The organism is Mesorhizobium sp. M0983, assembly GCF_040318975.1.
In the GTDB taxonomy this organism is placed as follows: domain Bacteria; phylum Pseudomonadota; class Alphaproteobacteria; order Rhizobiales; family Rhizobiaceae; genus Mesorhizobium.
On sequence record NZ_JAMYNH010000009.1, the window covers coordinates 60,866 to 80,733 of the forward strand.

Annotated in this window: 29 protein-coding genes; 22 read left to right on the top strand and 7 right to left on the bottom strand. The window is 62.8% G+C overall.

The features are described from left to right. Positions 1-22: 22 nt before the first annotated feature. From NKH71_RS17945 to NKH71_RS17960, 4 genes are all read left to right on the top strand, one after another. A complete protein-coding gene (locus tag NKH71_RS17945) occupies positions 23-820 on the top strand; it encodes an ABC transporter permease (protein ID WP_245278504.1) in 798 nt (265 codons plus the stop codon). Between the two features lie 10 nt (positions 821-830). Continuing rightward, the gene (locus NKH71_RS17950; RefSeq protein WP_352482875.1) at positions 831-1,613 is read left to right on the top strand and encodes an ABC transporter ATP-binding protein; all 783 of its coding nucleotides are present in this window, start codon (positions 831-833) and stop codon (positions 1,611-1,613) included. Positions 1,614-2,012: 399 nt separating this feature from the next. After that, complete coding sequence (locus NKH71_RS17955) at positions 2,013-2,381, top strand: YciI family protein (RefSeq protein WP_352482873.1); 369 nt, start codon at positions 2,013-2,015, stop codon at positions 2,379-2,381. 118 nt (positions 2,382-2,499) lie between these two features. After that, entirely contained in the window at positions 2,500-3,717 is a 1,218-nt protein-coding gene (locus NKH71_RS17960) for an RNA polymerase sigma factor (protein WP_352895220.1), read from the top strand. A 104-nt stretch (positions 3,718-3,821) separates the two neighbouring features. Here the strand turns inward: NKH71_RS17960 and NKH71_RS17965 are convergent, their stop codons facing one another. The 4 genes from NKH71_RS17965 to NKH71_RS17980 all read right to left on the bottom strand — a co-directional run bounded on the left by NKH71_RS17965 (position 3,822) and on the right by NKH71_RS17980 (position 5,217). Then, positions 3,822-4,229, bottom strand: a complete 408-nt coding sequence (locus NKH71_RS17965) for a PIN domain-containing protein (RefSeq protein WP_352482870.1) — start codon at positions 4,227-4,229, stop codon at positions 3,822-3,824. Continuing rightward, positions 4,219-4,449 (bottom strand): AbrB/MazE/SpoVT family DNA-binding domain-containing protein, encoded by a 231-nt coding sequence (locus tag NKH71_RS17970; RefSeq protein WP_023716557.1) that lies wholly within the window; start codon positions 4,447-4,449, stop codon positions 4,219-4,221. The genes NKH71_RS17965 and NKH71_RS17970 overlap by 11 nt, the downstream gene beginning before the upstream one ends. A gap of 100 nt (positions 4,450-4,549) precedes the next feature. Continuing rightward, a complete protein-coding gene (locus NKH71_RS17975) occupies positions 4,550-4,975 on the bottom strand; it encodes a type II toxin-antitoxin system VapC family toxin (protein WP_352482869.1) in 426 nt (141 codons plus the stop codon). Next, on the bottom strand, positions 4,975-5,217 hold the full coding sequence (locus NKH71_RS17980; protein ID WP_352493885.1) for a type II toxin-antitoxin system Phd/YefM family antitoxin: 243 nt from the start codon (positions 5,215-5,217) through the stop codon (positions 4,975-4,977). Before NKH71_RS17980 ends, NKH71_RS17975 begins: the two co-directional genes overlap by 1 nt. Before the next feature lie 199 nt (positions 5,218-5,416). Here NKH71_RS17980 and NKH71_RS17985 point away from each other — a divergent pair, with 199 nt between their 5' ends. The 6 genes from NKH71_RS17985 to NKH71_RS18010 all read left to right on the top strand — a co-directional run bounded on the left by NKH71_RS17985 (position 5,417) and on the right by NKH71_RS18010 (position 7,897). Beyond that, complete coding sequence (locus NKH71_RS17985) at positions 5,417-5,740, top strand: ArsR/SmtB family transcription factor (protein ID WP_023716560.1); 324 nt, start codon at positions 5,417-5,419, stop codon at positions 5,738-5,740. Next, positions 5,737-6,147, top strand: coding sequence for an SRPBCC family protein (locus NKH71_RS17990; RefSeq protein WP_352590440.1), 411 nt, complete (start codon positions 5,737-5,739; stop codon positions 6,145-6,147). Before NKH71_RS17985 ends, NKH71_RS17990 begins: the two co-directional genes overlap by 4 nt. A 74-nt stretch (positions 6,148-6,221) precedes the next feature. Continuing rightward, on the top strand, positions 6,222-6,614 hold the full coding sequence (locus tag NKH71_RS17995) for a VOC family protein (RefSeq protein ID WP_352482865.1): 393 nt from the start codon (positions 6,222-6,224) through the stop codon (positions 6,612-6,614). Between the two features lie 86 nt (positions 6,615-6,700). Further along, positions 6,701-6,931, top strand: coding sequence for a hypothetical protein (locus NKH71_RS18000; RefSeq protein ID WP_023716563.1), 231 nt, complete (start codon positions 6,701-6,703; stop codon positions 6,929-6,931). Between the two features lie 4 nt (positions 6,932-6,935). Next, complete coding sequence (locus NKH71_RS18005) at positions 6,936-7,406, top strand: DUF1801 domain-containing protein (RefSeq protein ID WP_023716564.1); 471 nt, start codon at positions 6,936-6,938, stop codon at positions 7,404-7,406. An 89-nt stretch (positions 7,407-7,495) separates the two neighbouring features. Continuing rightward, entirely contained in the window at positions 7,496-7,897 is a 402-nt protein-coding gene (locus tag NKH71_RS18010) for a DUF1801 domain-containing protein (RefSeq protein WP_352482862.1), read from the top strand. Here the strand turns inward: NKH71_RS18010 and NKH71_RS18015 are convergent, their stop codons facing one another. Further along, entirely contained in the window at positions 7,898-8,806 is a 909-nt protein-coding gene (locus NKH71_RS18015; RefSeq protein WP_352590435.1) for a dihydrodipicolinate synthase family protein, read from the bottom strand. It lies immediately after the preceding gene. Between the two features lie 265 nt (positions 8,807-9,071). On the opposite strand from NKH71_RS18015, the gene NKH71_RS18020 reads away from it, so the two are divergent. The 6 genes from NKH71_RS18020 (at position 9,072) to NKH71_RS18045 (ending at position 14,821) form a co-directional block, all read left to right on the top strand. After that, positions 9,072-10,169, top strand: coding sequence for a Gfo/Idh/MocA family protein (locus NKH71_RS18020; RefSeq protein ID WP_352792012.1), 1,098 nt, complete (start codon positions 9,072-9,074; stop codon positions 10,167-10,169). An 11-nt stretch (positions 10,170-10,180) separates the two neighbouring features. Then, positions 10,181-10,840, top strand: coding sequence for a ThuA domain-containing protein (locus NKH71_RS18025; RefSeq protein WP_352816952.1), 660 nt, complete (start codon positions 10,181-10,183; stop codon positions 10,838-10,840). Positions 10,841-10,997: 157 nt separating this feature from the next. Further along, positions 10,998-12,197 (top strand): mannonate dehydratase, encoded by a 1,200-nt coding sequence (gene uxuA, locus NKH71_RS18030; protein ID WP_352816956.1) that lies wholly within the window; start codon positions 10,998-11,000, stop codon positions 12,195-12,197. After that, on the top strand, positions 12,194-13,108 hold the full coding sequence (locus tag NKH71_RS18035) for a PfkB family carbohydrate kinase (RefSeq protein WP_352590424.1): 915 nt from the start codon (positions 12,194-12,196) through the stop codon (positions 13,106-13,108). The genes uxuA and NKH71_RS18035 overlap by 4 nt, the downstream gene beginning before the upstream one ends. Positions 13,109-13,206: 98 nt before the next feature. Continuing rightward, positions 13,207-13,989 (top strand): SDR family NAD(P)-dependent oxidoreductase, encoded by a 783-nt coding sequence (locus NKH71_RS18040; RefSeq protein WP_352493892.1) that lies wholly within the window; start codon positions 13,207-13,209, stop codon positions 13,987-13,989. A gap of 70 nt (positions 13,990-14,059) precedes the next feature. Continuing rightward, positions 14,060-14,821: a GntR family transcriptional regulator gene (locus NKH71_RS18045; protein WP_352493893.1), complete on the top strand. Its 762-nt coding sequence runs from the start codon at positions 14,060-14,062 to the stop codon at positions 14,819-14,821. Positions 14,822-15,003: 182 nt separating this feature from the next. Here the strand turns inward: NKH71_RS18045 and NKH71_RS18050 are convergent, their stop codons facing one another. After that, entirely contained in the window at positions 15,004-15,132 is a 129-nt protein-coding gene (locus NKH71_RS18050) for a hypothetical protein (protein WP_280940403.1), read from the bottom strand. Between the two features lie 6 nt (positions 15,133-15,138). Continuing rightward, on the bottom strand, positions 15,139-15,351 hold the full coding sequence (locus tag NKH71_RS18055; RefSeq protein WP_352493894.1) for a DUF2934 domain-containing protein: 213 nt from the start codon (positions 15,349-15,351) through the stop codon (positions 15,139-15,141). 227 nt (positions 15,352-15,578) lie between these two features. Here NKH71_RS18055 and NKH71_RS18060 point away from each other — a divergent pair, with 227 nt between their 5' ends. From NKH71_RS18060 to NKH71_RS18085, 6 genes are read left to right on the top strand one after another with little or no spacing between them, the layout of a single operon-like run. After that, the gene (locus NKH71_RS18060; RefSeq protein WP_245278505.1) at positions 15,579-15,968 is read left to right on the top strand and encodes a hypothetical protein; all 390 of its coding nucleotides are present in this window, start codon (positions 15,579-15,581) and stop codon (positions 15,966-15,968) included. Then, a complete protein-coding gene (locus NKH71_RS18065; protein ID WP_352493895.1) occupies positions 15,965-17,185 on the top strand; it encodes an NRAMP family divalent metal transporter in 1,221 nt (406 codons plus the stop codon). The genes NKH71_RS18060 and NKH71_RS18065 overlap by 4 nt, the downstream gene beginning before the upstream one ends. Continuing rightward, the gene (locus tag NKH71_RS18070) at positions 17,185-17,547 is read left to right on the top strand and encodes a hypothetical protein (protein WP_352493896.1); all 363 of its coding nucleotides are present in this window, start codon (positions 17,185-17,187) and stop codon (positions 17,545-17,547) included. The genes NKH71_RS18065 and NKH71_RS18070 overlap by 1 nt, the downstream gene beginning before the upstream one ends. Continuing rightward, on the top strand, positions 17,547-17,885 hold the full coding sequence (locus tag NKH71_RS18075; protein ID WP_352493897.1) for a hypothetical protein: 339 nt from the start codon (positions 17,547-17,549) through the stop codon (positions 17,883-17,885). Before NKH71_RS18070 ends, NKH71_RS18075 begins: the two co-directional genes overlap by 1 nt. Positions 17,886-17,909: 24 nt before the next feature. Next, on the top strand, positions 17,910-19,208 hold the full coding sequence (locus NKH71_RS18080; protein WP_352493898.1) for an SDR family oxidoreductase: 1,299 nt from the start codon (positions 17,910-17,912) through the stop codon (positions 19,206-19,208). Beyond that, positions 19,208-19,681, top strand: coding sequence for a DUF2269 family protein (locus tag NKH71_RS18085; protein ID WP_352895221.1), 474 nt, complete (start codon positions 19,208-19,210; stop codon positions 19,679-19,681). Before NKH71_RS18080 ends, NKH71_RS18085 begins: the two co-directional genes overlap by 1 nt. The last annotated feature ends 187 nt before the right edge of the window (positions 19,682-19,868 follow it).

The window sequence follows — 19,868 nt, forward strand, 5'->3', positions numbered from 1 at the left end:
GGGGCCGGTGACCAAACAGCCGATGCGCCGTCGCCGATCCTCCGGGATCGGCGCGCCTATCGCACGCTCGCGCTTCCTGATGATAGCGGTGGCCGTCTTTGCCGGCCTCGGCCTCGCCTGGTGGGCGGCAACGGGGCTGGGGCTGGTAAAGCCGATTTTCCTGCCCTCGCCGGGAAGCGTGGTGACCCAACTCGGCAAGCTCGCGGGTGACGGCACGCTGTGGCTGGATCTCAGGACCTCGATATACCGTATTTCCATTGGCTTCCTCATCGCCTCGGCCCTGGCGATTCCGATTGGCGTGCTGATCGGCAGCTTCCGGACCTGGGAAGCGGCGATCGAGCCGCTTGTGGATTTCATCCGCTACATGCCGGTGGTCGCGTTCGTGCCCCTCTCCATCCTGTGGTCCGGGACGGGCGATGCGCAGAAGTTCCTGATCATCTTCATCGGCACCTTCTTCCAGCAGGTGCTGATGATCATGGACAATGTGAAGCGGGTTCCCGCTGATTTCATTGGCCTTGGCAGGACGCTCGGCCTGCCGGATCGCAAGATCCTGACGCGCATCGTGGTTCCCAGCGCCTTGCCAGGCATCTGGGATACGCTGCGCATCAGTCTCGGCTGGGCATGGACCTGGCTGGTGTTGGCGGAACTTGTCGCGGCGACATCAGGCCTCGGCTACCGCATCACCGTGTCCCAGCGCTATTTCCAGACAAACACCATCATCGGCTACATCCTGCTGCTGGGCGTGCTTGGTCTCATCACCGACCAGGTCATGAAGGCACTGGGAAAAGTGTTGTTCCGGCAGGAGGGCCACGTGCAATGAGGCCGGGCCGATGAGTTTGCCCAAATTGGGGATCAAAGGTCTCCACAAGAGCTTCGGCACGGGCGCGCGGCGCACGGAAGTGTTGCGCGATATCAATCTCGATCTTGCCGACAACGAGTTCGTCTCGCTGGTAGGCACGTCGGGTTGCGGCAAGAGCACGCTGCTGTCGATCGTTGCCGGACTGCAGGATTTCGACGCAGGAGATCTTGCCATCGATGGCTCGCCGATCCTGCAGCCGGGTCTCGACCGCGGCGTCGTCTTCCAGTCCTACACCCTGCTTCCCTGGCTGACGGCGCAGCAGAATATCGAGTTCGCGCTCAAGGCCGCGGGTCATGATCGCGCGACCTGCCGCAGGATAGCACGCGAGCATCTCGATCTGGTCAAGCTCCCGCACAGCGCCAATCGCTATCCGTCTGAGCTTTCGGGCGGCATGAAGCAACGTGTGGCTATAGCGCGTGCTCTTTCCTATCGACCCAAAATGCTTCTGATGGACGAGCCCTTTGGCGCGCTCGATGCCTTGACCAGGCATCATATGCAGGAACTCCTGACGCAGATCTGGGAGGAGCACAGGCTGACCGTGCTTTTCGTCACCCATGATGTGGAAGAGGCGGTCTACCTGTCGGACCGCATCGTTGTGATGGGGATCGGCCCGGGACGCATCATGCAGACCTTCAATGTCGACATCGAGCGCCCGCGCCGGGAAGAGGTCATGGAAACCCCGGCTTTCATGGATTTGCAGCGCAGCGTGCACAAGGCGATCCGCGAGGCTTCAAAACGTCCCGAAATGGTTTAGGCGGGTCACTCATGCGTGTCAGGTCCAAGAGCAGCGCAACGAACGCGGCTGGGCGCGGGGATCGTCTCGGAAGACGGAGTTTCAGCCGGATGACGCCTGATGCCGCTACGGATTGCCGATCACAAGCCGGTTCACAGGTTCATTCGCGGCCGTCTGAAGGGTAGCAGGAGCTTCGCCCGATCAAGGCATTCATGAAACTCGTGTTCGAGCTTGTGACTCGGGCGCCCGTCAAGCGCCCAATCTCAATATCGCACCGTCGCAATTCCTGACCCGGAAGCGGCCATTGGCGTCCCGCGCCTCAACCGTCGAAAAAAATTTGCAGGACAATGTCGATTTCCTAAACTTCGTTCGTCGTTCCGATGCCGGCCTATGAGGCCGGCTCAAACAAGGAGACAGACGATGCGTGTGATGGTGCTCGTGAAGGCCACCGAGGACAGCGAAAAGGGCTTTCTCCCCACGCCCGAGGCTAAGGAGGCGATGGAGGCGATGGGCAGATTTAACGATGAGCTGCGCAATGCCGGCATCTTGCTCGACGCCGACGGCCTCAAGCCCTCCTCGCAGGGCAAGCGCGTTGCGTTTGATGGTTCCCGCCGCACCGTCATCGACGGGCCTTTCGCCGAGACCCGCGAGCTGGTCGCCGGCTTTTGGCTTTGGGAAGTCAAGGATATGGACGAGGCGGTCGCCTGGGTGAAGCGCTGCCCCAATCCCATGCCGGGACCGAGCGAGATCGAAATCCGGCCGCTGTACGAGATGGCTGATTGGCAATGAAAATCTGATGCCGGAGGTCACGGAAATCCATGACCGAACGCGCGAGAAGCTCAGCGGCAACCGAGACTGTCGGCCGCAATCTGCTTGCCTCCGTTATGGCTTTGGCCGACAAGGCAGCATGACTGCAGGCGAGACGCACCAGGCGATCGAAGCGATTTTTCGCATTGAACGGGCCCGACTCATCGCGGGTCTGGTCCGCCTCGTGCGCAATGTCGACCTTGCAGAGGAACTGGTGCAAGACGCCCTGGTCATAGCCCTGTCCGAATGGTCCAAGGCCGGCGTGCCGGCCAATCCCGGCGCTTGGCTGATGACGGCCGCCAAACGCCGCGCCATCGACGCGATCCGTCGCGACAAGATGCGCGGGCGCAAGCATGAGGAGATCGCGCGGGAGCTTGACGGCGAGTGCAACGGCGCGGCCGAGGTGATCGAAATGGCTATCAACGACGATCTTGGCGACGAGCTGCTGGGCCTCATCTTCACAGCCTGCCACCCCGTACTTTCGGCCGACGCCCGCGCGGCGCTCACGCTGCGTGTCATCGGCGGTCTGACGACGGACGAGATCGCCCGTGCTTTCCTGTCGAGCGAGGTGACCATCGCCCAGCGCATCGTCCGCGCAAAGAAGACGATCGGAAAGGCCGGGCTCAGCTTTGAGGTGCCGCGCGGTGCCGAGCGTGCGGCGCGTCTGTCCTCGGTGCTGGAGGTCATCTATCTCATCTTCAATGAAGGCTATGCTGCCACGGCCGGCGACGACCTTGTCCGGCCGGGCCTGTGCCTGGAGGCACAACGGCTGGGCCGTATGCTGGCGGGGCTGATGCCCGAGGATGCCGAAGTGTTCGGCCTGCTGGCTCTGATGGAAATCCAGGCATCGCGCCTGCCCGCACGCATCGGGCCGGACGGCGCCCTCTTGACCCTGACCGAGCAAAACCGCGCACGCTGGGACCAACTGCTGATCCGCCGAGGCCTTGACGCGCTGGCCCGCGCCGAAGCTCTCGGGGGCGATGGCCCCTATGCGTTACAAGCCGCGCTTGCAGTCTGCCATGCGCGGGCGCGCAGTCCGGCCGATACCGATTGGCCCCGCATCGCAGCGCTCTACGACCGGCTGCGAGCAGTGATGCCCTCGCCGGTGGTCGATCTCAATCGAGCGGTCGCCCACAGCATGGCCTTCGGGCCTGAGGCGGGCCTGCGGCTGGTAGACGAGATTGCCGGCGCCGCCGCCCTGCGCAACTATGCGCCATTGCCGGCAGCGAGGGGCGACTTTCTGTTTCGGGCCGGCCGGCTGGCCGAGGCCCGCGCCGAATTCGAGGCGGCGGCCAAGCTCACCCCGCAACGTACGTGAAGCGGCCTTTCTCCTCGCCCGCGCCGACGCTTGTGGTTGAAGCATCGCCCTCGGTGCCTGAAACGCCGCTCGGCAAGGCCGAAAGCCGCCTTCAATGAGCGAGATCAACCCGCAACGCGAAAGGGATTAACGATGCGCAAGCCATCGCCGAGCGCCATTCCGTGCTGCATATCCTCTGACAAAAGTGTATCGCAGCCAGCGTGAATCGCCGCGGACGCGATCATCGCGTCATAGGTAGAAAGGCTGTACCGCTCGGCGAGCCTCAATCCTGTTTCGTGGGTCTCGAGCGTGAGCGGATGAACCGTCAACAGGCCGCGCAGCGTGGTCAGCAGCGCATGCGTGTCGGTCCATGACATTTGCATCTTCCGACGCGCGACGTTGGCGAGTTCGTTGAGAACCTGCACGCTGATCGCCCCGCCAGCAGCGATGGCCGCCTCGGCCCGATCAGCCTTCGCCGTATCGCTTGACGCGATATAAAGTAGGACATTAGTATCAAAAAAACTAACGGGCATTCGCCTTGTCCCGATCGAATTTGAAGTCAGCGGGGAGCCGACCACGGAAGGCGCGGAGACGCTTCAGCAACTCCTCGCGCCCGGGCTTCCGCGCCACGCCAAGCTGGCGGGCGTCAGCGACATGGATTTCGATCTCATCGCCTTCCCTGAGTTCAAGCGCTTCGACCACAGCGGCGGGAAGGCGGACCGCAAGACTGTTTCCCCATTTGGCGACCTGCATGCCACTTCCTCTCCTAGATATACGCCAGGAGAAATGTATATCCAGAAGTGGTCGAGATCAAGGCAACTTGGGATATATGCATTTGAAGGAGGAGCCTTGATCATGCCAGCAACTGCGTCGGCACGCCGAGTATCGGCCCTGCCTCGGCGAGCCGCTGGTCGAGGGTTCGCACCGTGGCGCCATGCTCGGATGCCGTCGCGAGGTGCAGGGCGTCGCCAGCACGAAGCCCGAGCGTATGCTGATCGGCGAATTTCGCGGCGACCCGAAAATGCCCGCCCGTCACCGGCAGCACGGTGAAGCTCTCGGCGACCAGCTTGTTGAACATCGCGAGCGCTGCTGCGCGCTGCTCCAGGTCAATCTGTCCGGTCCGAAGCTTGATCGCCATGGCGGAGGACATCTCGGTGATGGTCCAGTCGCTGATCACAAGTTGCGCTGGGTCCTGCTCCGCCAGCCAGCCCTGAACGCGCGCGGTCATGGCTTCGTTGGATAGCGCTGCTACGATCAGCGAAGTGTCGAGATAAAGCATCAATAGCGATCGCCATCTCGCATCGATCGCACCAGATCGGCGGCGGCCTGAGCCTGCAGAGGCATGGTTGCGGTCAGGGATTGGAGCAGGACGGCGTCGATCCGCCTGCGGGGGCGGGCCACGGCCGTGAGTCGGGCGACCGGCTTGCCACGCCGGGTGATGTCGATCGAGTCTCCAGCCTCGACCCGGTCGACGAGCTCGCTCAGATGTGCCTTGGCGTCCGCCAGATTGACCACGTCCATGTCACGCTCCTGACCATGTAGATGGTCATATAGCGCATCACGCTTGACGATTCCAGCGCAGAGTACGGCGAATGAGCAACTGGCTGCGTGAGCGAAGCAGGTGATCGCTCCTGCAACGAGAATTATGCCGCTTTCCGCTTGACTAATACATATCCCAATGGTTATACATCGATCAATAGCCGAAGGGTTATCGATCCCAATGCCAAACGCTCACGATGTACTCTTCAGAACGCTTGCCGATCCGACTCGGCGCGCTATTTTTGAGCGACTGTGTCGCGAAGGAGAGCAGACGGTCGGGGCTCTGACGGCTCAGGCCGGGATCTCGCAACCGGCCGTGTCGAAGCATCTCGGGGTTTTGAGGCAGGCGGGGCTGGTGCGCGACCGCCATGCAGGACGACAGACCCACTATAGCGCGCAGCTTGCTGCGCTTGCCCCCCTGATCGACTGGACAAGCCAGATGACCGGGTTCTGGCAGAGCCGGTTCGACGACCTCGAAGACCTGCTCAAAAGGATGGACCAGTGAACCGAACGTCGACCGAAACACTCTCCGTCGTTGTCGAACGGGAGATCGCTTATCCGCCCGAGAAGATCTGGCGCGCGCTCACGCAACCACACTTGATCGAGGAGTGGCTCATGAAAAACGACTTCAAGCCTGTCGCGGACCACCGTTTTAATCTTCACGCAGCCTGGGGCTCCGTCGAATGTCAGGTCCAGACGGTCGAGCCGAACAGAACGCTGACTTACACGTGGGATACCAAGGATCTCAAGAGTGTCGTCTCCTGGACCCTCACCCCCACGAGTACCGGGGTCCGCTTGCGCATGGAGCAGTCGGGCTTCCGGCCGGATCAGCAGCCTTACTTCCGGGGTGCCAAAGTCGGCTGGCCGAGGTTCTTTGACGATCTGGAGCAGGTTCTGGCGCGGACGGACTGAGGTCCGCGGGCGCTATTCAAGCACGGGCTCTGTTACAGAGCGGCAGATGGCGGGGCGATAATGGAGGCAAGCCAATGAAGATCAAGTTGACCAAAGTATACGTGGATGACCAGGAAAAGGCTCTGGGCTTTTACACCGAAACGCTCGGCTTTACGAAGAAGGCCGATTTCAGCAATGGGCCGTTTCGCTGGCTGACCGTCGCATCACCCGACGAGCCGGACGGTGCCGAGCTGCAACTCGCGCTCAATGACAACCCGGCCGCAAAGACCTACCAGAAAGCCATGTTCCAGCAGGGCCAGCCCGCGGTCATGTTCTTCAGCGACAACATCAAGAGCGACTACGAGCGTATCAAAGCGCGCGGCGCCGAATTCACCATGCCGCCGACCGAAGTAACCGGCTCGACCATCGCCCAGCTGAACGACGGCTGCGGCAATGTCGTTCAAATCACCCAGCTGGCGCGCTGGTAAGGCACGCGTTCAGTGGCGTGGCTGCCCGGCGGGAGTCGCCAAACGGGCCGCCGATCCGCTTCGGTTCGTCTTCAGAGGAGGTCTCAATGGATTGGAACAAATGGGTTCGGCAGATCCACCGCTGGCTGTCGATTATCTTTGCGGCGGTCGTCGCCGCTATCTTCATCAGCCTGGGAGCAGGCAAGGAACCCGCCTACTGGGTATACCTTTTGCCGCTGTTTCCGCTCGGCTTGCTCCTGCTTACCGGTCTGTACATGTTCGTGCTGCCTTACGCTCCCAAGTGGCGCAACGCAGGGGGCACCGGCGCATTGGAGTGAACGCATGGCCAACAAGACGTCCATCAGGTCATTGGCGGTCGCGAAGAAGCCCGCCGCCAACCCTGCCGCTGCCAAGCCGGTCCTCCTCGCAGGCGGCAACCCGCAGATAGCGAAGGCCGATGGCGACGCCCCTGTGCAAGCCTACATCGCGGCCATGCCGGGCTGGAAACGCGACGTCGGGCGCCGCCTCGACGCGCTCATCGTGCGCAGCGTGCCCAACGTGCGCAAGGCCGTCAAATGGAACTCGCCCTTCTATGGCGTAGAGGGTCAAGGCTGGTTCCTCAACTTCCATTGCTTCACAAAGTACATCAAGCTGGCTTTCTTCCGCGGCGCGTCGCTGCATCCTGTCCCTCCAGGCGAGTCCAAGCACAAGGACGTGCGCTACCTCGATATCCGCCAGGACGACCAGCTGGACGAAACTCAACTGGCCGCCTGGGTGAAGCAAGCCAGCCAATTGCCGGGCGAGCGAATGTGAGTGGGAATGCCAGTCATTCCCGCAAACCAGGTGCCGACTAGCGGTATTCATGTGACGGGCGAGCGGCAACAACCCTAGGGAAAGCGACAATGACGATGAAGAGTGGCTCGATGGAAGGAAATGCAGGCAACTCTCCCTCTCAGCTGATAGATGCGAGGATCAGCGAGCTGGGCGATTGGCGAGGCCAGACGCTTTCGCATGTCCGCGCTCTCGTCAAGCAGGCCGACCCGGAAGTGGTCGAGGAGTGGAAGTGGCGAGGCGTTCCGGTGTGGTCGCACGCCGGAATAATCTGCACTGGCGAGACCTACAAGAACGTCGTGAAAGTGACCTTCGCAAAGGGCGCCTCGCTGCAGGACCCTTCAGGCCTGTTCAACTCCAGCCTCGAAGGCAACACCAGGCGCGCCATCGATATCCGTGAGGGCGAGGCTATAAATGAGAATGCGTTCAAGGCGCTGATACGCGCTGCTGCCGCCCTGAACGCTGCCCGATAGTCAGCTCCGGCCGATATGGTCGGCTAGCGGGCCGAGAGCGGCGAGCAAAGCTTCGCCGCTGGTCTGCGTTGCATTCTCGTGCGGCGCGCGCAGGTTCAGCCAGCGCCTGTCGCCCGATCGTGCTGACAGGACCGCCTTCATCGCAGCGATGAGGCCGGCATCCTGGATGATTTTGCGGAACGCCTTGATGCCGGCCTCCGCGTCAGTAATGTCCTCTCCCGCCAGCGTTGCGTCATAGAGGGCCCGGATCGCTGCCGCATTCAGATTGACCGTCGCCGAGATGCACCCCGCAGCACCGTTGGCGAGGCCTTTCGTCAGCTGTGCTTCCGAGCTCGGAAACACCGCGACCTTTGGGGCTGCCGCAATGACCGCCGCGGTGTTGTTCCAGTCACCGGCACTGTCCTTGTAGGCCACCACGACATCGGGAAACGCTTCGCTCAGCCGGGCGGTCAGCGCCGGGCTCACCGGTACGCCGGAATTCTGCGGGATGTGGTAGAGGATCATCCTCATCGCCGGGTTCGCCACCCGTTCGATCAGCTCGCTGTAGTAGCGGGCCTGTCCGTTGTCGCCGGCGGCCGTATAGAAGAACGACGGCAGCACCATCACCCCGGCACAGCCGAGACCGACCGCATGCGCCGTCAGCTCGACGGTTTCGGCAAGTGCTGTGACACCGGTGCCGGGCATCAGATGGCTTGGCGAAATGCCGGCCTCGACCAGCCACTCCAGCGCTTGCATGCGCTCGCGCAACGAGACGGACAACGCCTCGCCCGTGGTACCGAACGGCGACAGGAAATGCGCTCCCTGATCCAGCACCCACTTGGCGTGTGATATCCAGAGGTCGCGGGCAATGCGGCCGTCGTTTTCGAACGGCGTCAGGATCGGTGCGATGGTTCCTTGTGGGCGGATCATGTGCGTCCTTCTACCGGTGAAAATCGGTGCAGTGCTCAACGCCGGCATCAAGAATGTCGAGCAAGCTACATGAAGCAGTGTTGCTGAGTACCGGGCGTTCGACCTCGAAAGCAAGCGGCTCGCGCATAGGCGCGCGATTGTGATCGGGCCGCGGTTCTGAGGCTCTCGAGGTAAATCCTTTTCACGGGACAACATCGCCTGGCCGAAAAGGGGGTGACAAACGAGTTCTGCTGTTTCATCAATGCCGCCTTTTGAGGAGAAGCCCATGCGGAGGATCGGTGTCGGCATCATTGGCTGCGGCAACATTTCAGACGCCTATCTGAAGGCGTCGCCACAATTCCCGGTGCTCGACATTGTCGGCGTCACCGACATCAACCGGACGGCAGCTGAGGCCAAGGCAGCGGCCTACGGCCTGGCTGCCATGCCGATCGAGGCGCTGTTAGCCGATCCCCGCGTCGAGATCGTGCTCAACCTGACCACGCCGCAGCATCACGTGCCGGTCGGTTTGCAGGCTGTCGGGCAAGGCAAGCACGTCTACTCCGAGAAGCCGCTAGCAACGACGCTCAGCGACGCGGAGCGGCTCGTCGCGGCCGCACGCGAAAAGGGCGTGCGTATTGGCTGCGCACCCGACACCTTTCTTGGCGGCTCCCACCAGACGGCGCGGCGGCTGGTCGATGAGGACACCGTTGGAAGCATTGTCGCCGGCTCTGCCTTCATGCAGGTGCCCGGCCACGAGCTCTGGCATCCCAATCCAGATTTCTACTATCAGCCCGGCGGTGGGCCGATGCTCGACATGGGACCTTACTATCTGACCTGCCTGGTCAATCTCCTAGGCCCGGTAAAGTCGGTGACCGGGCAGGCGAAGTCATCCTATGCCACTCGTACCATCGGTTCTGGACCGCGCCAGGGCGAAACCATCCAGGTCGAGGTGCCGACCCATATTTCCGGCCTGCTCGCATTCGAGAACGGGGCGGCGGTTTCGATCACCACCAGCTTCGACGTCTGGAAGCATGAACACAATCACATCGAACTCTACGGAACCACGGGCTCGATGATCGTCTCCGATCCTAATCAGTTCCAGGGCGACATCAGGACCAGCCAGCGCAAGGGCGACTGGAAGGTGGCCGATCAGATCCATTCCTATGGCGACGGCAATTACCGGGGCCTCGGCCTTGCCGACATGGCGCAGGCGATCGTCTCCGGCAGGCAACACCGCGCCAGTCTCGAGCTTTCCCTCCATGTCCTGGAAATCATGGAATCGATCATCTCTTCAGCAGAGATAGGGCAGCGTATCGACCTCAGATATGGCTGCGCCCGGCCGGCGCCGATGCGCGCCGACCTGCCTTTCGGAATTCTGGAATAGGGAATAATGCGATGAGCAAGACGGCATTGATTTTCTGGGGCGGCTGGGAAGGTCACACCCCGGCCCGAAGCGCCGAAATCGTCAAGGAGATGCTGGCCGGCAACGGCTTCGACGTGCAGCTGGAACAGGGGACTTCGGCGCTTGCCGATCCGCAGTTGGGCAAGCTCGATCTCATTGTCCCGGTGATCACCATGTCGACGATCGAAAAGCCGGAGCTGCAAAACCTGACCAGCGCCGTCGGGGCCGGCACCGGCCTTGCGGGCTTTCACGGCACGATGTGCGACAGCTTCCGCAACGAGCCGGAATACCAGTTCATGACCGGCGGCCAGTGGGTCGCCCATCCCGGCAACATCATCGACTATCACGTCGATATCACCAGGCCAGACGATCCGATCGTGCAAGGCATCGATAGTTTCGCCTACCGTTCTGAGCAGTATTACATGCATGTCGATCCGACCAACGCGGTGCTGGCGACAACGACGTTTACCGGCGAGCATCTCGACTTCATCGCCGGCGTCGTCATGCCGGTCGTCTGGAAGCGCCGCTACGGCAAGGGCCGCGTCTTCTATAGCGCGCTCGGCCACACCGCCGATGAGTTCGCCGTGCCGCAAATGCGCACGATGTTCGAACGCGGCGCGATTTGGGCCAGCCGAAACTCGGACCTTGCGTAGCCGTTCGATCTGAACGCCAGGTGTCGTTGCAGTCTTTTCAAGGAGCAAAGCCGCCCCCGACGGTATCTCGCAGGGTCCCCGAACTGCAATCGATTGACTGCCATGGTAGCATCCAATACACCACCGGTCATCGGGGAATTCCGCAGTTGGGGGTCGAATGGAGCAGACGTGGCGATGGTTTGGCCCGGGCGATGCGGCAACGCTTGCCCATGCCAGGCAGGCCGGCGCGACCGGCATCGTGACGGCACTGCACGACATCCCTTACGGCGAAGTCTGGCCGATCGACGCCATCAGGCACCGCCAGGCGCTGATCGAGGCGGATCCGGCGATGGGCCTGAAATGGAGCGTCGTCGAGAGCGTCCCCGTGCACGAAGACATCAAGCTCGGCCGCGGCGATCTTGACCGGCTCTACGACAATTTCAGGCAGACCTTGCGCAATCTCGGCGCCTGCGGCGTGCGCACGGTCTGCTACAACTTCATGCTGATCCTCGACTGGACCCGCACAGACCTGGCTGCGCCGCTGCCGGGCGGCGGACGGGCGCTCCGCATGAACATGCACGAGCTTGCCGCATTCGATTGCTACATGCTGCAGCGCAAGGGATCGGAGCGCGACTATGCGTCCGATGTTCTCCAGCGGGCAAGCGAATGGTTCGAGACGACGCCGGACACGGCAAAAGAGCGTCTGCTCGCCAACATCATGGCCGGCCTGCCGGGCGCCTTCAAGCGCTACGACATAGCGGAATTGCGCGAAGTGGTGGCCGAGCAGTCGAGCCTGTCGCATGAGCGGCTGCGCGAGAACCTCGTCCGTTTTCTCGAAAACGTGTTGCCGGCCGCCGAAGAGGCGGGCGTCACGCTGGCGATCCACCCGGACGACCCGCCGCGCGATCTCGTCGGCCTGTGCCGGATCGTCAAGAACGCCGACGACATCGCCCTTATCCTGGACGCGGTGCCATCGGCCCATAGCGGCCTCACCTTGTGCACGGGGTCGCTGGGCGCCAACCCGGCCAATGACCTGCCCGCCATCGCCAGGCGCTTTGCGCACAAGATAAACTTCGTGCATCTCCGCAACGTCAGCAAGGACCCGGACGGCTCGTTCATGGAATCGGAGCATCTGAGCGGCGATGTCGACATGGTCTCGGTGGTCTCGATCTTGCTCGACGAGCAGCAACGCCGCCGCGACGCCGGCGAACCGGCGGCGCTGCTGCCGTTTCGCCCGGATCATGGCCACGAGCTGATCGATGACGCCGCGCGGCACACCCATCCCGGCTACCCCGTGATCGGCCGTCTTCGCGGCCTTGCCGAACTGAGAGGCGTGATGACGGCGATTGCCCATCAGCGCGGCTACCGGCTGCAATGACGGCGCCCCGCCTGCTTTGTGTCGGCGCGCTCACCTACGACACGATCTTGCGCCTCGATGTCCTGCCCTCCGGCGCCGGCAAGTTCCTGCCAAGCGAGGCCGTGCAGATCGCGGCCGGCATGGCGGCCAGCGCCGCCGCGTCGGCCAGCCGCCAGGGCGGACAGGTCTGGCTATGGGCAAGCGTCGGCGACGATGCCGTCGGCCGCGATGTCATTGGCCAGATGGAGGCGGAGCGGGTCGACTGTTCGCTGGTGCGCAGGGTCGAGGGCGGCCGCTCGGCCATTGCTACGATCCTGGTCGACGCCGCCGGCGAACGTATGATCGTGCCCTTCTACGATGCCGTCACGCAAGCCGATCCGGACCGCCTTCCACCCGCGGATTTTTCCCAGTTCGACGCCGTGCTGGTCGATGTCCGCTGGCCCGGAGCCGCCGCCCTGGCGCTGGCGAAAGCTCGTGAATACGGCATTCCGGCGGTCCTTGACGCAGATGTCGCGTCGCGACCGGTGCTCGACCGGCTGCTGCCGATCGCCTCGCATGTCGTTGCTTCGCTGCCGGCGGCACGCATCCTTTGCGGTCCGGAGATATCCGCCGGTTCTGCCGTTGCTATCCTCGGCGAACGGACCGGCGCCTTCGTGGCCGTCACCGATGGGGCGAACGGCACCGCGTTCCAGCACCCGGGTGGCAATGATGTCCGTCACCTGCCGTCGCCGCGGGTCGAAGCCGTCGACACCCTGGCGGCAGGCGACGTGTTTCACGGCACCTTCGCCCTCGGTCTGGCCGAAGGTTGGGACGAAGAGCGGGCCATAGCAGTGGCCAGCGCCGCCGCCGCCCTGAAATGCCTGCGCTTTGGCGGACGTGTTGGCGCACCGACGCGCGCGGAAACGCTGGCTTTCATGCAAGGATCGGCATGATGCCGGACACGCTTGGGCCGGCTCCGCGGAAAAGAGCGCGTCAAATTGCGCCGATCGACTACCATGGTAATCGATCGGCAACTGTTCTTGGAGGATAAATGGCTGAATTCAGAAAACGCGCACTGGTCACCGGGGCAGCCATGGGCATCGGCCGTGCTGTCGCCGAAAGGCTGGCCGAGCAAGGCGTCGACCTTATCCTGTTCGACCGGGCGGGCGATCAGCTGGATGAGGTCGCGGCGCAGCTTTCGGCGCGCGGCGTGACCGTGCGCACCGTGCTTGGCTCAACCGCCGACACAGAAGCCTGCGGCCGCGCCGTCGAGCTTGCCCGGTCCGTGTTCGGCGGGCTCGACATGCTCTCCCACAATGCCGGCATCCAGCGTTACGGAACAGTGGAGACTACGGACGAGGCGCTTTGGGACGAGGTGATGAACGTCAACCTCAAGGCTGCCTACCTGTTGTCGCGTGCGGCGATGCCGCTGCTGCGCCAAAGCCGCGGTGCCATCGTCCATATGAGCTCGGTGCAGGGCCTGGCCAGCCAGGAAGGGGTTCTGGCCTACAGCACGGCCAAGCACGGCCTGATCGGCCTCGTCAAATCGATGGCCGTCGACTACGCGCCCCTCGGCGTGCGCGTCAATGCCGTCGCTCCGGGCGCCGTCGACACGCCGATGCTGCGGGATGCGGTCAAGCTCAACGACAACCCCGACGAGATACTGCGCATCCTCGACAACATGCATCCGCTCGGCCGTACCGCCCAGCCGCAAGAGATTGCCGCAGTCGTTGCCTTCCTGCTGTCCGACGATGCCTCCTTCGTCACTGGCGAGGTCGTGCGCGTCGATGGCGGGCTGCTGGCGCGCATCGGCGGTTCTCCGCGCACGGAGTAACGCCGGGCTGCTGCTTGCGCAGGCATTTCATGAACGGCTTGAAACTGCAGAGCCTTTAAGGGGATTGCCGATGGCAGGGCTTTTGGGAATGCGGACCATCACCGAGGGGCGGTTGGGCGAATCCGGCCCCGGCGCGTCGGTCGCGGCGAGGACGTTCGAGGTTCTGCTCGACCAGATCCTGACCTTCCGCCTGAAGCCGCATGAAGGGATCTCGGAAAAGGCGATGTCGGAAGCCCTTGGGGTGAGCCGCACGCCGGTCAGGGAGGCGCTCGCCCGGCTGGCCGGTCTTGGCCTGATCGACATCTATCCGCAGCGCGGCAGCATGGTGGCGCCGCTCCGTATTGCCAATCTCGAGAAGTCGCAGTTCCTGCGCGAATCGCTCGAAGTCGGCCTGATCAAGCGCGCCGTCGAGAGCCCGCACCGTGCCGACCTGCTTGCCATGCTCAAAGGCGAACTGGCGGTCCAGGAGACGTTCGCCTCCATCGCGGACGACAGGCGCTTCTTCAAGTCGGACGAGCTGTTCCACCAGCATATCGCCAGTCATGCCGGGTTTCCCGGAATCTGGGCCGACATCAGCGCGGCGAAGCTGCACATGGACCGGTTCCGCTTCCTGTCTTTTCCGCGCCTCGACAGCATGTCGGTGGTCCTCGGCCAGCATCGGCGGATTGTCGATGCGCTCGAGCAGGCCGACGCGCTTGCGGCGGAAGAAGCAATGCGAATGCATCTTCGCCACATCTTCGAGGTGCTCGAAATCGTCCAGCAGCGCTATCCCTATTATTTCGAGGCAAACGGCAGCGTGAGCCCGCCGTCAGCCGGCTCAATCCAAGCCTGAGCCTTTCTTGCGCGCTTCCGAAGGCGTCTTGGTCTTGCTGCCGGATTTGTCGGAAGCTGGCTCGGCTTTGCGATTTTGACCCTCGCCGCCTTGCTCCTTGCGGAGCTGCTTTTCCACTGTCGATCGCGATCCTTCGGCAGGGTCCTGTTCAGGATGAGTATCGGTTCCCGCCATGTCAGCTCCTATCCATTCTGATCTATTGCATGCGGCGTGGGCTGAGCTCCGCCACTGGTTCTGTCGCGTCCGATCATCAGCCAGGCGGCGAACAGCACGACCAGTACGACCACGATCCAGGCGACGAGACGAGGCATTGGACCTCACTTCCCCCGCCGCTTGCTGCCGCGCGCCTCTGGATTGGAGCCGGCCCCGACCGTTGGATCGGGCACGACCGGACCGCGTTCGGCCTCGGAACCCTCAGCTTCGATCTCCTGCACGGCCTGATCCCAATGCTCGCGCTCGCGTCCTTGCGGACGGCCTTCGCGCTCCCAGATCTCATTGGCTCGCTGCCTGATACGCTGTTCCCTGTCCATGGCCTTTGCCTCCTCATCACCTAATCCGGCGATCGCTGGTTTGTTCCGCGCTGCCAGCGCCGTTCATCCGGTTCAGTTGACGTGATTACCGGGCGCTCTAGATCAAACTTCACGCCGAAGTCGCTTGGTGCGGGGAGAACAATCGTGTGGCAGCAACGCTACAAGCACGTGTTGTAAATGCCGTTACAGCCGTCGGTCTTCGACCAGACCGCCTGTGCTTGCTGCTGATGATATCTGTACTGACGGCATGCACGTCTTCCGACCAGGTCGAGCAGCAGTCGAAAATCGCGGCTTCCGCCACACAGACCGCATCACTGGTCCTGGAGGCTTGGGTCGCTGGGGCAGCCCCTTCGAAATACACGTCGCGCACGTTGCAATCGGTCGGCAAGGCGCTCGCCGATGCCGGTGCGCAAATCCAGTCCGCCAAGTCGCCTGAGCCCAGCGAGCAAGCCGGTCTGACGACGGCGGTCGGACAGCTTTCGGCGGCGGTAACACGCGCAGCGACCGCAGTGCAGAACGGCAACCGTTCGGACGTGGAACACGCGCAACAGGATCTGCGGGCCGCCGCCGCCGATCTGAGCGCGTCCTACGCCAGATATTTCGCGCCGAAATCATGAAGAAGCTACTCGAAATATCGCTCGGCGTCGTCACCAGCGTTGGCGGCTTTCTCGAGGTCGGATCGATGGCGACCGCAGCTCAGGCCGGCGCGGCGTTCAGGTTCCAGCTGATATGGGCCGTCGTCCTGGGCACGATCTGCATCATCTTCCTGGTCGAAATGGCCGGACGCTTCGCCGCCGTTAGCCATCACACCATCGTCGACGGGATCCGGGAACGGTTTGGCTTCAACGCCTTTCTGTGGCCGCTGCTTGCGACTTTGCTGGTCAACTTCCTGGTCATGGCAGCCGAAATCGGCGGTGTTGCCATTGCGCTCGAGCTCGCCACCGGCATCGGCTTTCAGTGGTGGGCGCTGCCGGTCGCTTTTCTGGCATGGCTGTTCCTTTGGAAAGGCACGTTCGGATTCATCGAAAAAGGTGTCGCGGTCCTCGGGCTGGTCACGCTGTGCTTCGTGGTTGGCGCCGTCATGCTGAAGCCCGATTGGGGGCAGGTTGCGGCCGGTGCCGTGCCCACTCTGCCCGAGCACGACGCGGCCAATTACTGGTTCATGGCGGTCAGCATTCTTGGTGCATCGATCTCGCCCTATTTGTTCATGTTCTATTCGTCGGGAGCGATCGAGGACCAATGGGACAAGAGCTATCTCGGAGCCAATCGGGCCATTGCCGGCTTGGGCATGTGTTTTGGCGGCACAATCGCTATCGGTGTGTTGATCGTGGCAGCACTGGTGCTGGCAGCGCACGGCATTGAGCAGATCGACGACTACCACCAACTGCCGCTGATGCTGATTCCGATCTTCGGTTTCTGGGGGTTCGTCCTATTCGTTGCTTCACTAGGCATAGCTTGCTTCGGTGCCGCGCTCGAAATCGGGCTGCAGCAAGCGTACCTTGTGGCGCAGGGCTTCGGCTGGACCTGGGGCGAGGACCTGAAACCGCGCGACGATCCCGGCTTCAGCACCGTCTATACGATCTCGTTGTTTCTCGCCGCCATTCCGATCGCATTGGGTCTCGATCCGCTGAAGCTCACCATCTTTTCCATGGCTCTGACGGCCGCCAGCCTGCCGCTGACCGTGGTTCCGTTCCTCTTCCTGCTGAACGACGAGCGTTATGTCGGCGAGCACCGCAATGGGCTGATCGCGAATGCAGCGGTCATCTTCATCATAGCGCTCGGTTTCGTGCTCGCAGTCGTGACTATTCCTTTACAGATATTCGGAGGCACTTGATGGATTTGCTGCGCGACATCCTGGACAAGCAAGTGGTCGACCGCGAGCAGGTCAAGATCGGCAAGGTGGACGGGCTGGTGGCCGAACTCGGGCCAGGCAAGCCGCCAAAAATTATTGCGGTCGAGCTCGGTTCGATCACGCTGGCGCGCCGGCTTGGCCAGCGGCCCGGGCGCTGGATGGCGCGGCTTGCGGCAAGGCTCGGCGGCAGGCGCCATGCCGAGCCGCACCGCATCGCATGGAACAAGGTGCGCGACATCGGCGTCGACATCGAGTTCGATATCGACGTCCGCGAAACGGCGATTTTCGACTGGCAGGACTGGCTGCGCGATCATGTCATTGGGCGTATCCCGGGAGCTGGATGATGGCCACCGTCAATCTTGAGCAATTGGCTGGCAGGAATGTGCTTTCGCAGCGCGGCAAAAGCATCGGCCATATCGAGGAGATACGCGCCGAACCGGATGGCGATGACCTCGTGGTTACCGAGTACCATGTCGGCATCTACGCAGCATTCGAGCGCCTGTCCGCTTCTGCCATCGGCACAGCGGTCCTCGACGTCTTTCGAATGCGCAGTCGCGACAGCATGTACCGCATTCCCTGGGACAAGCTCGACATCTCCGACCCGGCGCGGCCGCGGTTGTTATGCACGAAGGAAGAACTTTCCGCTATGAAGGGGAGTATCGAGGGCGATAAGCGGGAATGAACGATACTGTCCCGCCGTCGGAGAATGGGGTCCAGTGTGAAAGTTCTGGTTGCCGGCGCCACCGGCCTGATCGGTGCCTCGGTCGTCGCACGCCTTCTTTCCGAAGGGCATGAGGTGATCGGCTTGGTCCGCAGCCCCGGCGCAAACCGGGCCGGCAATTATCAGTTGCTGGTGCTGGACATCGCGGTGGCGCTGCAGCCCGAAGACTGGTTGCCGCATCTCACGGGCATCGACGCCGTCGTCAATTGTGCCGGCGTTCTGCAGGACAGCCCCCGTGAAAAGACGCGGGAAGTCCATCGCGATGCGGCGGCAGCACTCTTCCTCGCCTGTGCGAGGGTAGGGGTTGCTCGGGTGATCCACTTCTCGGCGATAGGCGTCGATCGGGCGCAGCCTTCGACGTTCTCGGCGACGAAACTGGCCGGCGACCAAGCGCTAATGGCGCTTGATCTGAACTGGGTGATCCTGCGCCCGTCCGTGGTGCTCGGGCGGCCGGTGTTTGGAGCCAGCGCATTGTTTCGGGGTCTCGCCTCGCTGCCGGTGCTGCCGTCCATGCCCGGCACCGGCCGGCTCCAGGTGGTACAACTCGACGACGTGGTCTCAACCGTCGTCTTCCTTCTCGCTCCCGCCAGTCCGTCTCGCGTCGTGCTGGAACTTGCCGGTCCCGAACAGCTGACCCTGGACGAGGTCGTCGGCAGCTATCGCCGATGGCTCGGCTGGGCCCCAGCGGCCACGTTTGTGCTTCCGGAACCGCTTGCGAGCCTCCTCTACCGCCTCGGCGACTTTGCCGCGATGTTCGGCTGGCGCCCACCAATGCGCACCAACGCGGCCAGGGAGATCGCCCGAGGGGCGGTTGGAGATCCCTCCAACTGGACCGCCTTGACCGGCATACGGCCGCAAACCCTGGCGGGTTTCCTCGCGCTCAATCCGGCAACGGTGCAGGAAAAATGGTTTGCCCGCCTGTATTTCATCAAGCCTGCGATCTTCGTCGTCCTGCCCTTCTTCTGGATCGTGACGGGTGTTGTGTCGCTGACCACCGGCTATAACGGTGGCATCGATCTGATGCAAAGCACTGGGGCTGGCATCTTGTCGGCACCTACCGTGATCGTCGGCGCTCTGGCCGACATCGCCATCGGCGCGCTCATAGCTTGGCGGTCGACGACGCGAAAAGGCCTCTATGGCGGCATCGCGCTCTCGCTCCTCTACTTGGCCGTCGGAAGTTTCCTGCGCCCGGAGCTGTGGAACGAACCGCTTGGGCCGTTCCTCAAAGTGTTGCCGATTCTGGTGCTGCACTTTGTGGCGTTGGCAGTGCTGGAGGAGCGTTGATGCTCTATCTCCTGCTGAAATTTCTGCATGTCATCGGCGCAGCCGTGCTGCTTGGCACCGGCGCCGGCATCGCTTTCTTCATGCTGCTCGCCCACAGGACGGGCAATACGTCAACGGTTGCGGCGGTGGCGCGCATGGTCGTCGTAGCCGACTTTCTTTTCACAGCGACGGCCGTCGTCGCGCAGCCGCTGACGGGCGCCGCGCTCGCCTGGCAGGCAGGCTACTCGCTGTCGGAAGGTTGGATCGTGCTTTCGATCACGCTCTATATCTTCACCGGAATGTTCTGGCTCCCGGTCGTCTGGATGCAGATGGAGATGCGCAAGCTGGCCTCGCAAGCCGCCGCTGCAGGCGCGCCGTTGCCGCCACGGTATCATCGGCTCTTCTGGCTGTGGTTCGCCTTCGGCTTCCCCGCCTTCGCTGCCGTACTCGGAATTTTCTGGCTGATGATCGCGCGGCCTGCGATTGAGTGGTAGGTCGCAGGCAGGTCCCACTGCGATAATGCCCAGTCAAAGCACTGCGGAAAAATTCCCGGCCCATGCAGCGCGAATATCTGCCGGAACGGACCTGCGTCTCGACCTGTAAGTCGCGCCGGACTCCGGTCTCGTATCATTTCCAACCGCGCTCACCGCCATCGGCACAGGACAAGATCCCGTCTTGAGG

Excerpts from the sequence above, each read along its gene's own strand:
- NKH71_RS17945 (WP_245278504.1), top strand. The coding sequence starts at position 23 with ATGCGCCGTCGCCGATCCTCCGGGATCGGCGCGCCTATCGCACGCTCG.
- NKH71_RS17950 (WP_352482875.1), top strand. The coding sequence starts at position 831 with ATGAGTTTGCCCAAATTGGGGATCAAAGGTCTCCACAAGAGCTTCGGC.
- NKH71_RS17955 (WP_352482873.1), top strand. The coding sequence starts at position 2,013 with ATGCGTGTGATGGTGCTCGTGAAGGCCACCGAGGACAGCGAAAAGGGC.
- NKH71_RS17960 (WP_352895220.1), top strand. The coding sequence starts at position 2,500 with ATGACTGCAGGCGAGACGCACCAGGCGATCGAAGCGATTTTTCGCATT.
- NKH71_RS17965 (WP_352482870.1), bottom strand. The coding sequence starts at position 4,229 with ATGCCCGTTAGTTTTTTTGATACTAATGTCCTACTTTATATCGCGTCA.
- NKH71_RS17970 (WP_023716557.1), bottom strand. The coding sequence starts at position 4,449 with ATGCAGGTCGCCAAATGGGGAAACAGTCTTGCGGTCCGCCTTCCCGCC.
- NKH71_RS17975 (WP_352482869.1), bottom strand. The coding sequence starts at position 4,975 with ATGCTTTATCTCGACACTTCGCTGATCGTAGCAGCGCTATCCAACGAA.
- NKH71_RS17980 (WP_352493885.1), bottom strand. The coding sequence starts at position 5,217 with ATGGACGTGGTCAATCTGGCGGACGCCAAGGCACATCTGAGCGAGCTC.
- NKH71_RS17985 (WP_023716560.1), top strand. The coding sequence starts at position 5,417 with ATGCCAAACGCTCACGATGTACTCTTCAGAACGCTTGCCGATCCGACT.
- NKH71_RS17995 (WP_352482865.1), top strand. The coding sequence starts at position 6,222 with ATGAAGATCAAGTTGACCAAAGTATACGTGGATGACCAGGAAAAGGCT.
- NKH71_RS18000 (WP_023716563.1), top strand. The coding sequence starts at position 6,701 with ATGGATTGGAACAAATGGGTTCGGCAGATCCACCGCTGGCTGTCGATT.
- NKH71_RS18005 (WP_023716564.1), top strand. The coding sequence starts at position 6,936 with ATGGCCAACAAGACGTCCATCAGGTCATTGGCGGTCGCGAAGAAGCCC.
- NKH71_RS18010 (WP_352482862.1), top strand. The coding sequence starts at position 7,496 with ATGACGATGAAGAGTGGCTCGATGGAAGGAAATGCAGGCAACTCTCCC.
- NKH71_RS18015 (WP_352590435.1), bottom strand. The coding sequence starts at position 8,806 with ATGATCCGCCCACAAGGAACCATCGCACCGATCCTGACGCCGTTCGAA.
- NKH71_RS18020 (WP_352792012.1), top strand. The coding sequence starts at position 9,072 with ATGCGGAGGATCGGTGTCGGCATCATTGGCTGCGGCAACATTTCAGAC.
- NKH71_RS18025 (WP_352816952.1), top strand. The coding sequence starts at position 10,181 with ATGAGCAAGACGGCATTGATTTTCTGGGGCGGCTGGGAAGGTCACACC.
- uxuA (WP_352816956.1), top strand. The coding sequence starts at position 10,998 with ATGGAGCAGACGTGGCGATGGTTTGGCCCGGGCGATGCGGCAACGCTT.
- NKH71_RS18035 (WP_352590424.1), top strand. The coding sequence starts at position 12,194 with ATGACGGCGCCCCGCCTGCTTTGTGTCGGCGCGCTCACCTACGACACG.
- NKH71_RS18040 (WP_352493892.1), top strand. The coding sequence starts at position 13,207 with ATGGCTGAATTCAGAAAACGCGCACTGGTCACCGGGGCAGCCATGGGC.
- NKH71_RS18045 (WP_352493893.1), top strand. The coding sequence starts at position 14,060 with ATGGCAGGGCTTTTGGGAATGCGGACCATCACCGAGGGGCGGTTGGGC.
- NKH71_RS18050 (WP_280940403.1), bottom strand. The coding sequence starts at position 15,132 with ATGCCTCGTCTCGTCGCCTGGATCGTGGTCGTACTGGTCGTGCTGTTC.
- NKH71_RS18055 (WP_352493894.1), bottom strand. The coding sequence starts at position 15,351 with ATGGACAGGGAACAGCGTATCAGGCAGCGAGCCAATGAGATCTGGGAG.
- NKH71_RS18060 (WP_245278505.1), top strand. The coding sequence starts at position 15,579 with ATGATATCTGTACTGACGGCATGCACGTCTTCCGACCAGGTCGAGCAG.
- NKH71_RS18065 (WP_352493895.1), top strand. The coding sequence starts at position 15,965 with ATGAAGAAGCTACTCGAAATATCGCTCGGCGTCGTCACCAGCGTTGGC.
- NKH71_RS18070 (WP_352493896.1), top strand. The coding sequence starts at position 17,185 with ATGGATTTGCTGCGCGACATCCTGGACAAGCAAGTGGTCGACCGCGAG.
- NKH71_RS18075 (WP_352493897.1), top strand. The coding sequence starts at position 17,547 with ATGGCCACCGTCAATCTTGAGCAATTGGCTGGCAGGAATGTGCTTTCG.
- NKH71_RS18080 (WP_352493898.1), top strand. The coding sequence starts at position 17,910 with ATGGGGTCCAGTGTGAAAGTTCTGGTTGCCGGCGCCACCGGCCTGATC.
- NKH71_RS18085 (WP_352895221.1), top strand. The coding sequence starts at position 19,208 with ATGCTCTATCTCCTGCTGAAATTTCTGCATGTCATCGGCGCAGCCGTG.